This is a genomic window from Prevotella amnii CRIS 21A-A (assembly GCF_000177355.1).
Taxonomy (GTDB): Bacteria; Bacteroidota; Bacteroidia; order Bacteroidales; family Bacteroidaceae; genus Prevotella; species Prevotella amnii.
This window is the reverse complement of sequence record NZ_ADFQ01000003.1, coordinates 17822-30715: the sequence shown is the minus strand read 5'-3', so window position 1 is coordinate 30715 and position 12894 is coordinate 17822. Positions and strand designations below refer to the sequence as shown.

The 12894-nt window shown below is 37.3% G+C and carries 10 protein-coding genes; 5 read left to right on the top strand and 5 right to left on the bottom strand.

The features are described 5' to 3' along the window. Positions 1–244: 244 nt before the first annotated feature. Positions 245–1057 (bottom strand): Cof-type HAD-IIB family hydrolase, encoded by an 813-nt coding sequence (locus HMPREF9018_RS00155; protein WP_050773457.1) that lies wholly within the window; start codon positions 1055–1057, stop codon positions 245–247. Between the two features lie 257 nt (positions 1058–1314). Between HMPREF9018_RS00155 and HMPREF9018_RS00145 the strand changes: the two genes are divergently transcribed. Next, entirely contained in the window at positions 1315–2328 is a 1014-nt protein-coding gene (locus HMPREF9018_RS00145) for a class II fructose-bisphosphate aldolase (RefSeq protein WP_008446732.1), read from the top strand. An 86-nt stretch (positions 2329–2414) separates the two neighbouring features. Here HMPREF9018_RS00145 and HMPREF9018_RS00140 read toward each other — a convergent pair whose 3' ends face one another. From HMPREF9018_RS00140 to HMPREF9018_RS00130, 3 genes are all read right to left on the bottom strand, one after another. Next, positions 2415–4220 carry a MutS-related protein gene (locus tag HMPREF9018_RS00140; RefSeq protein ID WP_008446541.1) on the bottom strand — a complete coding sequence of 602 codons (1806 nt, stop codon included), beginning with the start codon at positions 4218–4220 and terminating at the stop codon, positions 2415–2417. Positions 4221–4559: 339 nt separating this feature from the next. Beyond that, a complete protein-coding gene (locus HMPREF9018_RS00135) occupies positions 4560–6806 on the bottom strand; it encodes a hypothetical protein (RefSeq protein ID WP_008446723.1) in 2247 nt (748 codons plus the stop codon). Between the two features lie 15 nt (positions 6807–6821). Beyond that, positions 6822–7052, bottom strand: coding sequence for a hypothetical protein (locus tag HMPREF9018_RS00130; RefSeq protein WP_039863804.1), 231 nt, complete (start codon positions 7050–7052; stop codon positions 6822–6824). A gap of 939 nt (positions 7053–7991) precedes the next feature. On the opposite strand from HMPREF9018_RS00130, the gene gdhA reads away from it, so the two are divergent. Both gdhA and HMPREF9018_RS00120 read left to right on the top strand, forming a co-directional pair. Continuing rightward, positions 7992–9335, top strand: coding sequence for an NADP-specific glutamate dehydrogenase (gdhA, locus tag HMPREF9018_RS00125; protein ID WP_008446709.1), 1344 nt, complete (start codon positions 7992–7994; stop codon positions 9333–9335). 76 nt (positions 9336–9411) lie between these two features. Then, positions 9412–10095, top strand: a complete 684-nt coding sequence (locus HMPREF9018_RS00120; RefSeq protein WP_008446701.1) for a septal ring lytic transglycosylase RlpA family protein — start codon at positions 9412–9414, stop codon at positions 10093–10095. Between the two features lie 80 nt (positions 10096–10175). On the opposite strand, the gene HMPREF9018_RS00115 is transcribed toward HMPREF9018_RS00120, so the two are convergent. Continuing rightward, positions 10176–11693, bottom strand: a complete 1518-nt coding sequence (locus HMPREF9018_RS00115) for a bifunctional ADP-dependent NAD(P)H-hydrate dehydratase/NAD(P)H-hydrate epimerase (RefSeq protein WP_008446616.1) — start codon at positions 11691–11693, stop codon at positions 10176–10178. 89 nt (positions 11694–11782) lie between these two features. On the opposite strand from HMPREF9018_RS00115, the gene hpt reads away from it, so the two are divergent. After that, the gene (gene hpt / locus HMPREF9018_RS00110) at positions 11783–12322 is read left to right on the top strand and encodes a hypoxanthine phosphoribosyltransferase (RefSeq protein WP_019035803.1); all 540 of its coding nucleotides are present in this window, start codon (positions 11783–11785) and stop codon (positions 12320–12322) included. Beyond that, on the top strand, positions 12322–12894 hold the full coding sequence (locus HMPREF9018_RS00105; protein WP_008446593.1) for an adenylate kinase: 573 nt from the start codon (positions 12322–12324) through the stop codon (positions 12892–12894). The genes hpt and HMPREF9018_RS00105 overlap by 1 nt, the downstream gene beginning before the upstream one ends.

Sequence of the window (12894 nt, the reverse complement as noted above, 5' to 3'; positions counted from 1 at the left end):
GGTAACAAAGTATTATCTTTGCAGATAGAATAACAAGCGTTCTTTGTTAGGTAGAAAACAGCAACTTGAAGTAGCTCGCTCGTTTCCAAATCGTTACCTGTTTAGTTATACCAACAAGGTAACTTCTTTATTTTCAATTAGATACAATTTTATAATTATATTAGGTTGCAAAAGGTGATGTTTTATAGGGTAAAACATCACCTTTTATAAATGTATGGTTGTGCTATGTTTTTTATAGAGGTTTTTATAAGATAAAAGTGTCTATTACTTTAGCCACTCCGTCTTCCTCGTTAGATAGTGTAATATAGTCCGCTTTACGGCGAATGTCTTCGTTAGCATTTGCCATAGCTACTCCCAGTCCAGCGTATTTTATCATGCTAAGGTCGTTATATCCATCGCCACAAGCTATTATTTCTTCCCTTTTAATGTTTGTGAGCTTTAGCAGTTTGGCTATAGAGAGAGCCTTATCTACATTTAGTGGTACGCATTCAAGGAAATAATCAGCCGACCTGTATATGCTCATCTTCCCTTCGAGCGTCTTTGATAGTTCTGTTTCTAATAGGTGTAGCGGTGTAGGGTCTCCCACGATAAGACATTTGTTAATGGGGTAGACTATCTGTTTTAGAAAGTTGGGATATAGGGTTATGGGTAGCTTGTTGATACGTGCTTCTTCTTTCACATATTTATCTTGTGTAGAAGTAGCAGCTATTTTTTCTCCCTGATATGTAAGTATGTTCATGTGATGTTCTATGGCTTTTTCATATAGCGTAGGAACAAGTTCTAATGGTAGTGTTTGCTCGAAGAGTGTGTTACCAGAGGCACAGTCTATTATCTTTGCTCCGTTAAAGGCAAGAATGTATCCGTGGTATTGTTTTAGTTGTAGCTCTTGTGCTAAGGGTGCGATGCCGTATGTAGGTCTGCCAGAAGCTAAAACGATGCGTATGCCTTGTTCTTGTGCGCGTATAAGTGCGTTTTTAGTTTTAGGGGTTATTACCTTATTGTTATTTGTTAGTGTGCCGTCTAAGTCGAGCACTATCATTTTATATTTTTTCTTCATTTTGTTTTTTGGAAATATTTTTTTGTGTGTTAAAATATTTTGCAAAGGTAATCTTTTTGTGTTGTATAAAGGTGTGTCTGTGTTTTTATGTTGTATAAATATGTATATAATATATGTGTTAAAGTTAGAAAAAAGCTATATTTAACGTTTATGATAGTTTTTTGTGTGCCTGTTGCTTTGGTTAAGCCAAAATAAAATATTACTTTTGTATCGACCAAACGGAATAATTCGTTTAATTTAAACATATAATAAAAGTTATGGTAGTAGATTACAAAAAATTAGGTCTTGTAAACACACGCGAGATGTTTAAAAAGGCTGTAGTTGGTGGTTATGCTATTCCAGCGTTCAACTTCAACAATCTTGAGCAGCTTCAGGCTATCGTTAAGGCTTCTTCAGAACTAAGATCCCCAGTTATCATTCAGGTATCTAAGGGTGCTCGTAAATATGCAAATGCTACATTGCTTCGCTATATGGCAGAGGGTGCAGTGGCATACGCTAAGGAGCTTGGTTGCAAGCATCCTGAGATTGTAGTTCACCTTGACCATGGCGATAGCTTTGAGACATGTAAAAGTTGTATCGACTCTGGTTTTTCTTCAGTAATGATTGATGGCTCTGCTCTTCCTTATGAGGAGAATGTCGCTTTAACAAAGAAGGTTGTAGACTATGCTCATCAGTTTGATGTAACTGTAGAAGGTGAGCTTGGTGTCCTTGCAGGTGTAGAGGACGACGTAGTAGCAGAGGTTTCTCACTATACAAAGCCAGAGGAGGTTGTAGATTTTGCTACCCGTACAGGTTGCGATTCTTTGGCTATCTCTATAGGTACATCACATGGTGCTTACAAGTTTACCCCAGAGCAGTGTACACGCGATCCTAAGACAGGCCGTTTAGTACCTCCTCCATTGGCATTCGATGTATTGGCAGCTATTGAGAAGAAGCTCCCAGGCTTCCCTATCGTTCTTCATGGCTCATCTTCTGTTCCTCAGAAGTATGTTGATATTATTAATGCTCATGGTGGTAAGTTGCCAAACGCTGTAGGTATTCCAGAGGAGCAGCTACGTCGTGCAGCTAAGAGTGCAGTATGTAAGATCAATATCGATTCCGACTCTCGTTTAGCATTTACAGCTGGTGTTCGTGAGACATTTGATGAGCACCCAGAGTATTTCGATCCTCGTCAGTATTGTGGTAAGGCTCGTGAGTACATGGAAGAGCTATACAAAGAGAAGATAAAAGATGTTTTAGGTTCAGACTACAAGTTGACTAATATAGATTAATAATTTTTTTATTCATTTTAATAATTAGTTTGGGTGGTAAGCTCTTTTTTAGAGTTTGCCACCATTTTTTATATTTGTAGTGTGTGTTATCCTTTTAGTATGTCTTTAAGAAGATAGGTTGCGTTTTGGTTTCGTGCCACTCCTTTTGTTATTTTATATGAGTAAGTAATGTTATTTCCTAATTCTATTTCGAAGCAGTAGTTGTGAAAGCGTTTATCAGTTTCCATTTTAGATAGTTCTAAGTCGTGTGTAGCAATGATGCCTGTAACATTTCTTTTAGCTACATATTCTAAGAATAGTCGTGAGCCGTTAAGTTTGTCAAGCGAGTTAGTACCTTTAAGTATTTCGTCTAAAATGATGAGGTTTGGCATTGTGGGTTGAAGAGATGATATGAGAAGTTTTAGTCGGAGTAGCTCAGCGTTAAAATATGATATCCCTTTAGCAAGGTCATCTGTAGTGCGCATACTTGTAAAGAGGTGAAAAACGGACACGGTTAGGCTATCTGCAAAGACCGGTAGCCCGTTCATAGCCAGTATATAGTTAATGCCTATAGTGCGTAGGAAGGTGCTTTTGCCTGCCATGTTAGCTCCTGTTATTATGTAATATGATAGTGGCTCTATGTCGAAGTTGTTTTTTACAGCATTTTCTCCTAAGAAAGGGTGATATATGTTGTCAGCTTTAAACACTACTTCTTTGCTTTGTACGATGTTAGCATCAGTGGCTTTGTCTTCATTTAGCCTGAAGTTTGCCATACTTATCAAAGCGTCAAAGGTGCTGACGTCATTTATCCAGCTTTTAGTGTTTAGCTTAATGTTAGCTTGTAAGTTAGCAAAGGAGCATAATATAGAAAGGTCTGTTAGCTTTAGTGTGTTTAGCAGTACCACTCCAAACTCATTACTTCTACCATCTATCTTTTGTAAAAGTCTCTGTATACTTTCAAAAGTTTTTAAAGCCCCCATAAGGTGTGTTTTTATTTGTTTTAGTTCTTCAGCATTGTCTGTATTAACATTTTCTATGAGGCGTATTATCCTTAGGTAGCTGTTTGTGTAGTTTAGTATGCCTTGTAAGGCGTTGTTAACGAGCTTTATATAGCGGTAGGAAGCGAAAAAGGACACACAAAAGTTTATTGCAGCCCAAGTAATAGGTATGGAAAAAGAGCAATATCCCATGAATGAGCATAGTATAGCGATGTAGAAGCCCACTAAGCTAATGCGTCTTAGCCATGTAAAGGGTGTAAAAGAAAAGAGGCGTGGTACGTTTATCTGGCTTATTTTTTCTAACATCATCTTTATAGCGTTAGTATCTATGGTTTTTGATGCTCCTATGGCTTTAAACTGTGTGATAAGAGGCTCATCGGCAGATAGTGTTTTTATGCTTAGTGTTCGTTGTTTTATTTGTTTTATTTTTGATATTTTGTTACTTTCGGTGTTTTCTTCAGCAAGGCATGCTGCTAAATAATCGGCTCCTGTGGTAGTAATACATCTGTTTATGCGTTGGAAGAGTGATTGATTTCCAAAGATGTCTATGTTGAGCGTAAAGGGGTGGTTGGCATCTATATATTTGTTACCTTGGTCAAAGCATGAGAAGTCTCCGTTAAAATAATCCACTTCTTGCTGATATGTCTTTTTTAGAGAGGTAAGGTTTTCTATATTTTCAGAGTTTTTCCCGTCATAATAGCGTGTTAATATATATAGAGCCAAGCATATCCCACTTCCTAATAAGTTCCATAAGCTGTTGGTATATAATATGTATAATACTATAAAAGCTATTATGCCGATAAATGTAGTTATCTCGCAAATGATGTAAGAGGTGTTTTTTGCTTTTAAGCTCGTTATGTTTTCTTTTAGCTTAAGTATTTGCTCTTTATAGTAAGCATTTAATGTTTTGTTCATAATTTTAATGAGTTTAAAAGATTTTTATAACCTAAATGAGGTTATGGTCTTGTCTTCTTTTCTGTTTTTTGTTTTCTTACAGGTATATATCTTGCCTTTGTAGTTTTATAATATCCTCTTAAGGTCTTGTTGCAAAGATAAGCAATTTTTTCTTCATAATAAGCCAATATCGTTTTAGTATATAATCATTTCTATGGCTTATAGCTTAAATGTTTTTATGGTAAAAGCCCCTTTCACTTAGTATGGCTTGTAAGAAAAGACGATAGGAATGAGCCTCACGGTACATTCCTATCTATGATATTTTTTTTGAAAAAAAAAGTATATATCCTTTAAAGGTTTTTATCTTGGGTTGGTATCAAGCCCTGTTTTAGGCAAGTCCCATTGTCTACCAGTGCCATGCCCAGTACCTTCTTCGTTTATAAGTCCTTTCCACGTACCTTTTTCTGTACACATCTGCCTATTGCAGAAGGGGTGTATAAGCCCTTTTTGTACATAGCTTTTGCGTTGGAAAGTTCCTTTAAGGTGTTTTGAAACAGCGCGGAACCAGTGGCCGGAGTATGCAGTTCCTTGGTATGTATTTCCTGCCATTATGGTCATAGCTGAGTGGTCGTTAGCGTATTTTCCTGTTTGTGATGTACATTCTTTCTGAAAAGGTAGTTTACGCACAACGTTATATTTGCTTTCTTCTCCATTCCACCAATTTTCATTAGCAATATCGTCTATTCTTAGTGGTGCAGCTCCTATCCAACGACTGGTGATGATGAGCTGATTTTCAGAGGTCCATTGACAGTCGGGCCAGTTTTTTGTTTCCCATTTATATGCACAACATAGTTTGCTGCCATAGTATTTAGAGTTAAAGAAGCGTATGCTATATGTCGTTCCGCCTTTGGTAAGAAAGAGAGAATGGAATCCTTCCATATTAACATTTTTCATTTGTTCTTCAGCTAAATCTCCTCCATTGTTAGGGAAGAGGTCGCGTACAAACATATATTCATTGCTTTCTTCAAGGTCAGCATATAATGTCATCCATTCTGTCCATAGTCGGTATTTATCTTTAAAAGTATTTTTTTTAGGGTCTCCAAAGTAAATGTCCCATGCCTGATCTTTCCACTTGTTGTCTGTAGAAGGGAAAGGAAATAAGGTAGTAAGCTCTTGTAAAGAAGGCATATGCCATACGTAGTTTTCAGGCATAGACTTCTTATGCTGCATACCCTCTTCCCACTTGTACCATACATCTCCATTGGCACCCTTTCTAAACTCAAATTGAGTGTTAGGCCATCTATCGTTTTGTAGGTAGAGGTCGTTGTCCCACCATGTTTTAGGTGCTCCAAGATTGTGCTTTGCTGCACGAGAGAGGAAATTTAGGAAATTAAAGCTCGGGTATGGTTCTGAGTCGTTCACCTTAACAGTTATGGTGCGCATCTTTCCGTTATCCTTACTAAAATTATATTTACTTACGAAAGGGCCACGCGCCTTTTTATTATTATAATGCTTTAAGATGTAACCTCCTGTAAGCGATCCCATTAAAGTTTCAGTAGCATTCGTACCTGTCTGCATTCCCCACACATACCATAGATCGTATTTTGTGCCGTCTTTTTCTGTTATAGTAACAGCATCTTCCGAAGTACCGTCAAGGCGTAGTCTGTAAACATCATATTCGGGTTTTTCAACATTATAGTTATAATAAGACACGCTGCTGCTCTCCCACCACTTGCTTACATCGCTGCAACTTTTTATACTATTATCTGCATTAATAGGGCAGAACACTCCCACGGGGTGCAAAGCGTTTGTCTGGAGGTAGTATTTATGTGTTCGTGATATATTGTCATCGCGTAATACTTTTATTTTTAGTAGTGTACCGGGCATTTTAAAATGAAATCGTGCATAAGGGACACCGTCTTTTACCCCTAAAGGTTTGCCATCAGAGATAAAGGCAATAGGCTCTTCACTTCCAGCATTACGTAATCCTAAAGGTCGTGGTTTGTTTTCAAGTGTTACAGTTTCTATATTAGGCTCAAAACTTACAGCATTTCTGTTAGTGTTGTTAAAGCCTTTTACTTGTTTTTCTGTTCCACATGCTACAGCGCACACTCTCCATTTATCTCCAGAGATATTAGATGTAGGGCTCCCCGATATCCATGATACTTCGATATTTTGCTTTTTGCCATAACCTTTAGGGTCTTTGAGTATTAATAAGCCGTCTTTATCCAGAGCCGTTATCCATTTATATGTAAATTTTCCTACCTGTTTAGTGCTTTCATTTATGATGTAGCATGTTGCAATAAAGTCTTGCCCAGCCTCTACCTTGCCAAATCCTGTTAGTTTTATGCCGCGCGTGAGAGGTCTTTGAGCTTTGAAATTTTTTGCCAGTTCGCTTGCCATAATCTGTGTATTTTTATCCATAGAGATATTGCCTACATACATAGTTATGGTAGTGGTGGGATAGCTGTCAAGGGCTTGCTTAGTCTTTGTAGGTACTGAAAGCGTATCGTTTACGCATGAAGAAAGCGTTAGTACCGATGCTATTAAGAGTAAAGAAGCGCATAGTAATTTTGCTTTGCGCAGGAAAGAAAAGGATATTATCATATTATATTTATATTTTTATTTATATGTTATGTTTATGCTATTATCGTCGTCTTGATTTATTATTGTCGACTCTTTATTCTGTAAAGTATTAGGCACATCTTCAAAAGGGATTTCGCCAGCATCTTTAGGCAGCTCTATACTGGCTTGAATAACCGCTTGCTCCATTATATCATTGCCTACATTTACTATTTCACACTTTGGTGGAATGTAAAGCTTCTTATTGTTAGTGTTTGTGTCTTTTCTCATATTGTTTTTTTTATAATTTGTTTTATTGTTATTATTTTATGCAGTAGTAGTGGCTTTGTAAGTTTTTTATGATACCATATATTTTTAGATATTATTTATATGTAATGTACAAAGCTGCAAGTAGTGTATGGTATCAATGATATTTATACACATAGCACGGCTTATCCTTACCTTTTTTTGTAAATATTGTTGGCAAGGAAGTCGTTTTTGTCCTGATTTAATAAAAAGTGTTAAGTAAGTGGGGGGGGGTAATAACAAATATTAACAAGTATATAGCACGCATCTTTCTTCTGCTTAAAGGTAGCAGTTTGTATAAAGTATTTAGCAGAAAGCTATGTGTTACATATTTACACATATATAAATATAATTGAAAATTGTTACTATCGTTATTTGTTACCGTTACATCATATGTCCTATACAAGAAATAAAAAGACCTCTTCGTCTAAATGTGAGTGTTGCAAAGGTAAGTAATATTTTTTGAATTCCAAAATATTTTTTTTTGAAAAGAAATATTATTAACTCTTAGGCGACTTATGTCTTCTTTGTTTTCTTTTATTCACCTTATTATATATAGTTATAATATAGTATTAGTATTGTTTGTTTATGGAAAAGACTACTCAAGAGGTTTTATAGCATTAAAGTTTGGTGAAAAAAGCGTTAAAACTTATAGTTTTCTTATCTGTCATAGTTTCTTTAAATTTCAACAAAAATATAAAATAAAGGTTTGTATTATCCTGCTTAGGTTGCATTAGTGATATTTTTTTTGTTATTTTGCGTCATAATTATCTTTTTTATGAATACTAATAAGTGTTTTTTGTAAAGGTAAGGGCATGTTTTTTTTGATAAAATTCTTGGTGGTTCAATTTTTATTAGATACATTTGTTGCATCATTTTGACATAGTGATATAACTAACATAAACAATAAAAATATAAGCTACTATGGAAGTCAAAAAAATTATGCAAGGCTTGGAACAAAAGCATCCAGGCGAGTCAGAGTACTTACAAGCAGTACAAGAGGTCTTAGAATCGATAGAAGAGGTTTATAACCAGCACCCAGAGTTTGAAAAAGCTAAGATTATAGAGAGAATGGTGGAGCCGGATCGTATATTTACATTCCGTGTAACATGGATAGACGATGCAGGTAAAGTGCAGACAAATCTTGGTTATAGGGTTCAGTTTAATAGTGCGATAGGTCCTTATAAGGGTGGTTTGCGCTTCCATAAGGCAGTAACTCCTTCTATGCTTAAGTTCTTAGGTTTTGAGCAAACCTTTAAGAATGCTCTAACAACGTTACCAATGGGTGGCGGTAAGGGTGGTTCCGACTTTGATCCTGTAGGCAAATCAGATGCAGAAATTATGCGTTTTTGCCAAGCCTTCATGTTAGAGTTGCGCCATAATATAGGTCCAGATCAGGATATTCCTGCAGGCGATGTTGGTGTAGGTGGTCGTGAGATAGGTTACCTTAACGGTATGTATCAGAAGCTTACGCGTAGATATCACACAGGAGTATTAACAGGTAAGGGTATTACGTGGGGAGGATCTTTCTTCCGTCCTGAGGCTACTGGTTACGGTGCTCTTTATTTTGCTCAGCACATGTTAAAGAAAGCTGGTAAGGAGATAAAGGGAAAGAAGATTGCTCTTTCTGGTTTTGGTAATGTAGCATGGGGTGCTGCTTTAAAGACTTTGGAGTTAGGTGGTAAGGTTGTAGCTATTTCTGGTCCTGATGGTGTTTGCGAATTCCCAGAGGGTATTACAACAGAGATGATAGACTATATGCTTGAAATGCGTGCTTCTAATCGTAATAAGGTAGAGGATATGGCTACTAAGTTCCCAGACAAGGTTAAGTTTACTGCAGGTAAGAAGTCTTGGAGCGTGCCTTGTGATATTGCTTTGCCATGTGCTTTCCAAAATGAGTTAAGTGAAGACGATGCAAAGGAGCTTAAAGCAAATGGTTGCTGGTGCTGCTGCGAGGTTTCTAACATGGGCTGTCAGCCTGGTGCCATTCATTTCTTCCAAAAGAATGGTGTGCTATTTGCTCCCGGTAAAGCAGTAAATGCAGGTGGAGTAGCCACTTCTGGCCTTGAAATGACACAGAATGCAGCTCATTTAAACTGGGCTCCTGCAGAGGTAGATGCTAAGCTACACTGGATAATGGAGAGCATTCATGAGCAGTGTGTTAGGTTTGGTACACAGCCTGATGGTACTGTAGACTATGTAAAGGGTGCTAATATAGCAGGCTTTATGAAGGTGGCTGAGGCAATGCTTGAGCAAGGTGTTATATAAAAAGTTCTCTCCTGTCCCCCTCTCTTAAAAGTATGAGGGGGCATTTATTTAAGGAGAGAATGGGAAATAATATGTTATGAAAAAAATCAGATCTCTCTTAATATTAATAATGTTATTTATAGGCTTTATCACTTCTACCCATTGCAAAGGGCAAACAAGTGGTAAAGCCTCTTATTATAGTAATAACCTTCATGGCAGAAGGATGAGTAATGGGCAGGTTTATAATAAGAATGATTTTACTTGTGCTCATAGAACGCTCCCTTTTGGTACTCGTTTAAAGGTAACAAATCCCAGAAGTGGTAAAACCATTACTGTGCGTGTTGCCGACCGTGGTCCTTTTGTGCGTGGGCGTATAATAGATCTTTCTTATGCAGCAGCTCGGGCTTTGGGTATAATATCGAGTGGTGTAGGATATGTGCGTATCGAGGTGATGCGAAATAAGACAGAGATACCTTATCCAAGTCCGGATATAGATAAGACTATAGAGGTGCCAGAGGTGGAATATGGCTTAGCAGGAGTATGTTATGAGTTTATTCCAGAATGGGAAAAGACTAAAGACGATAAGCCTGAAGAGGTGGAGCGTAAGGTGAATACTAAAGGCTTATCACGGAAGGCTGCTGTAAGCTATAATAAAAACAAGGCGTTTAGACGGTATCAGCAGCAAGAAACAATGAAAAGTTCTTCGAAAGAAGGAGCAAGTAAGTCGTGGACAGACTTCTTTAATAAGATAAAAAATGGTGTAACAGGTATATTTGAATAGATAGTGTTCCCTATATATGTGTTATATAGGGATAATGGTATATTACACCTAAGAGGAAGCTACTACATAGCTTAGTATTCTTACTCTTCTAAACGTTTAAAAGCCTTAGGCAGGTAATTGATAATATCGCTTGCTATAAGGCTTTCTTTCCCTATCTCTTTAGCTGCTAAGTCGCCTGCTAATCCGTGCAAGTACATACCTACCAAAGATGCGTTCTTTTGAGAATATCCGCGTGCTAAGAGGGCAGTGATAATACCTGTTAATACATCTCCACTGCCTGCTGTAGCCATACCGCTATTACCTGTACTATTAAATATTACCTTACCATTAGGTAAGCATAACGCACTGTGATGACCTTTTAATATGATGTATCCCTGAAGAGATTTAGCAAGATCGGATGCTCGCATTAATCGTTCATAGTCGTTATTAGTAGGCATTCCTGATAGGCGGTCGAACTCTTTTGGGTGAGGAGTCATGATAATGCCTTTTGGAAGTTGCTGCATCCATGTACGGTGGTTTGCTAATAAGTTTAGAGCATCAGCATCAACAATAATCGGACATTGTGCTTTTCTTATTTGAGATATTAAAGCAATGGCAGTGTTTTCTAAAACTCCTATTCCAGGACCTATAGCTAAGGCATCAAAACCATCAGTATCGATAGGTTCTGAGAAGACAGTTTCCTCGTGGTCAAGGTGTACAATGGCCTCTGGCACTGCTGTTTGCATTATGGCATAGTTAGCTTTTGGCGAATGTACCGTGGCTTTACCCACGCCTGCTCTTAGGCAAGCACGTGATGCAAGGATAGCTGCTCCTGCCATACCATAGCTTCCTGCTATTATAAGGGCATTGCCCATAGTGCCTTTATGGGCAAAATCGTCTCGCGAAAGTAATAGTGGCCTAATCTCATTTTCTTCTATAATGGAAAATCTTGCATCTTTTGTTTTGATAAAATCCTTATTAAGACGTATATCAAGTATCTTTACTTCTCCTAAAAAAGTTTGATTATCACCAAACAAGAATGATAGTTTAGGCTGATGAAAGGTTAATGTGAGGTGTGCATGGATAATATTAGCTCTCACACTATATGAGTTGTCTTCAGCCAATAAGCCTGAGGGTATGTCGATACTTACAATTTTTGCAGGACTTTGGTTGATATATTTTATTAAAGAAGCAAAGCCTCCAGCTAAAGGTTTGTTAAGTCCTATACCAAACAAGCCATCTATTACTAAAGTGTTTTCAGTCAGTTCGGGAGGGTCGAACTGCGTTGTTACTTCTACAAAGTCTTTAGCCGCCTTGCTGTTAAGTAGTTGTAGCTTGTTAGCTTGACAGTCTTCTGAAAGCTTTTCGCTAATATTGAAGAGAAAGGTATTAACCTTATATCCAAGTGTAGCAAGCATACGAGCCACGGCTAAGGCATCTCCGCCATTATTTCCAGGACCTGCAAAGACTACTATAGGTGTTATATTACTCCAACGCTCTGTAATGGTGTTAGTAACAGCTTTAGCAGCGCGCTCCATAAGATTTATAGATTTGATATTTTCCCTTTCTATGGTATATCTATCTAACTGATGTATTTGAGTACTTGTAAATATCTTCATATAATCGCAAAATTACTAAAATAATGTTTTCTAATAGGATAGTTTGTCATTATTTTCGTAATTTTGCAAAAAATAAATATTTAAGTAGAATGAGCCGAGTAACTATTTTAGATAAAACATTTGATATATCTATTCCAGAAGCAGAGATTTTAAAACAGGTAAAGCGTGTTGCGGAACAGATAAATAAAGATATGAATGGCAAAAATCCGCTTTTTCTTGCAGTGTTAAACGGTTCGTTTGTGTTTGCAGCTGATTTATTTCGCTTCATAACCATACCGAGTGAGATTTCTTTCGTGAAGTTAGCATCTTATGAAGGGACTGTTTCTACAGGAAAGATAAAGGAAGTGATAGGTTTGAACGAAGATATTAGTGGCCGTGATGTTATTATAGTGGAAGATATTGTAGACACAGGCTCTACAATGAAGCGTATGTTAGAAACGTTGGGCACACGTAATCCTCGTAGTTTGCATATCTGTACATTGCTTCTTAAGCCCGGTAAGCTGTCAGTGCCATTGAATGTGGAGTATGTTGCTATGGAAATACCTAACGACTTTATAGTGGGGTATGGTTTGGATTATGATCAGCAAGGTAGGAATTTAAGAGATATATATACATTAGTACAAGAATAATGAAAAATATTGTAATTTTTGGTGCTCCCGGTGCTGGTAAAGGTACTCAGAGCGACAAGATGATTGAGGAGTATGGGTTTGGTCATATCTCTACAGGAGATGTGCTTCGTAGTGAGATTAAGAAAGGTACAGAATTAGGCAAGACGGCTAAAGGGTATATAGATAATGGCCAGTTAATACCTGATGAGCTTATGGTAGACATTCTTGCAAGTGTTTATGATACATTTGGCAAAGATCATAAGGGCGTCATCTTTGATGGTTTCCCACGTACTATATCACAGGCAGAGTCGTTAAAAGCAATGCTTGCAGAGCGTGGTCATAAGATAGCTGCAATGATAGAGCTATTTGTTCCCGAGGAGGAGCTTATGAAGCGTTTATTACTTCGTGGCGAGCAGAGTGGTCGTTCTGATGATAATGAAGAAACTATAAAGAAGCGTTTAAAAGTTTATAACACACAAACGTCTCCTCTTATAGATTGGTATGAAGGTGAAAATATTCATCATCATGTAGAAGGGTTAGGTTCTATTGATGATATTTTCGAAAGAGTTAAAGCTGTTATAGACTCACTATAA

What these genes read in the sequence shown, in the direction of transcription:
- HMPREF9018_RS00155 (WP_050773457.1), bottom strand. Translation starts at nt 1,057, where the DNA reads ATGAAGAAAAAATATAAAATGATAGTGCTCGACTTAGACGGCACACTA.
- HMPREF9018_RS00145 (WP_008446732.1), top strand. Translation starts at nt 1,315, where the DNA reads ATGGTAGTAGATTACAAAAAATTAGGTCTTGTAAACACACGCGAGATG.
- HMPREF9018_RS00140 (WP_008446541.1), bottom strand. Translation starts at nt 4,220, where the DNA reads ATGAACAAAACATTAAATGCTTACTATAAAGAGCAAATACTTAAGCTA.
- HMPREF9018_RS00135 (WP_008446723.1), bottom strand. Translation starts at nt 6,806, where the DNA reads ATGATAATATCCTTTTCTTTCCTGCGCAAAGCAAAATTACTATGCGCT.
- HMPREF9018_RS00130 (WP_039863804.1), bottom strand. Translation starts at nt 7,052, where the DNA reads ATGAGAAAAGACACAAACACTAACAATAAGAAGCTTTACATTCCACCA.
- gdhA (WP_008446709.1), top strand. Translation starts at nt 7,992, where the DNA reads ATGGAAGTCAAAAAAATTATGCAAGGCTTGGAACAAAAGCATCCAGGC.
- HMPREF9018_RS00120 (WP_008446701.1), top strand. Translation starts at nt 9,412, where the DNA reads ATGAAAAAAATCAGATCTCTCTTAATATTAATAATGTTATTTATAGGC.
- HMPREF9018_RS00115 (WP_008446616.1), bottom strand. Translation starts at nt 11,693, where the DNA reads ATGAAGATATTTACAAGTACTCAAATACATCAGTTAGATAGATATACC.
- hpt (WP_019035803.1), top strand. Translation starts at nt 11,783, where the DNA reads ATGAGCCGAGTAACTATTTTAGATAAAACATTTGATATATCTATTCCA.
- HMPREF9018_RS00105 (WP_008446593.1), top strand. Translation starts at nt 12,322, where the DNA reads ATGAAAAATATTGTAATTTTTGGTGCTCCCGGTGCTGGTAAAGGTACT.